This window comes from Bartonella queenslandensis AUST/NH15, assembly GCF_000312585.1.
In the GTDB taxonomy this organism is placed as follows: domain Bacteria; phylum Pseudomonadota; class Alphaproteobacteria; order Rhizobiales; family Rhizobiaceae; genus Bartonella; species Bartonella queenslandensis_A.
Genome location: NZ_HE997985.1, coordinates 2,066 through 3,311, shown reverse-complemented (window position 1 = coordinate 3,311; position 1,246 = coordinate 2,066). Strand labels below are relative to the sequence as shown.

General features: G+C 40.7%; 1 protein-coding gene and 1 pseudogene. Both read right to left on the bottom strand.

The window, feature by feature from the left end; genetic code table 11:
* On the bottom strand, positions 1 to 966 hold a 966-nt coding region (locus BN338_RS02070; protein ID WP_039758716.1), incomplete at its 3' end, for a hypothetical protein.
* Between the two features lies 1 nt (position 967).
* Positions 968 to 1,246, bottom strand: a pseudogene (locus BN338_RS02065) (hypothetical protein); the annotation flags it as partial.

Below are 1,246 nucleotides of genomic sequence, written 5' to 3'. Positions count from 1 at the left end.
TGTCGACCATTTCTGCAATCCCCAATCATAAACTAAGGTCGTTTGCTCATTATTACCTCTCTTTAAGGACCAGTAAATCCGGTTATAAACCGGGTCTATAACCCCTTGCATCTCATCAAGAGCAAACTTATCAAATGTTTTAAAAACCGTTCTATCAACCTTTTCAAAGCCTATCGGGAAAAGTTGACCATCAGCACTCATCTGATAAAAGCCATCATCACTCGCAAAAAAAGCATCACTCCCTCGACACGCTATAGAAGCTGCACTGCGAGCTCCGCGCTTATCTTGGATCTTTTGAAAAGTAAACGGGCTTTTGGAACCTACCGTAAAAGAACATGCATAAATAGCAGACCGCATAAAAATAAGTGGATTGGTGGTTTCTGTTGCCCCTTGAACATATTCTCCATCTTGGAAATCCATATAACCACTAACGTTATATTTAGTCTCCCAGACAGTTTCATCTCCATCTGCTGACCAATGAATGCGATTGGGATTATCAGTAAGTTGCATCAAACAAACAAAGTGGCCCCAAACCTTCACAAAACTGGCTTTCGGTGGATTGCCTCCTAAATCTTCAAACCGTTCAGAACTGAAAACTTTTAAAACTTGCGGTTTATCATTTTTATTCACCGCAATAACCATGTCTTTAAAAAGAGCAAACGACCATTGATTATCCTCGCTTGCATGATACGTTACACCACTTTTACTGATGTCCTTCCAACCTTTAGTTTGACTATCATAACTATAAAGCTTTTGCTTACCTCCTACGATAATCTTGACACCATTGCCACTTCTAAAAGCTATGCAACCCAATGGCTTTTCTTCCAAAGGATCAGAAACAACCGTTGCACTAGGCATGGGAATATAACAGCCATCAGCGGGTAAAACATTCACAAGCGTATCCGTAAAGCTCCCGTTGACGACTGAAACATCGGGTCTATAATCAGCGACTGGAAAATAAACCATGCTAAAAATCCGTTGGAACTATTCTTGTGACATTATTGCGGGTTGAGGTTTCTGTTCGCAATTGCTGTAACTGCTCTTGAAAATCGTTATAAGCTGCGGCTGCACAATCTGGATCTTTCAAGATATTCTTATAGAGTTCATATTTTGCACGCGCTTTAATCAGATCAAAGGCATGCACAAACCACGGGTTTTCTTGATTGGCATTGGCTGGATATTCAAAGCGCATGGGGGAAAGAATAAGCTGTAGCTGATAAACGCTATCCGGTATCGGATAAAGATA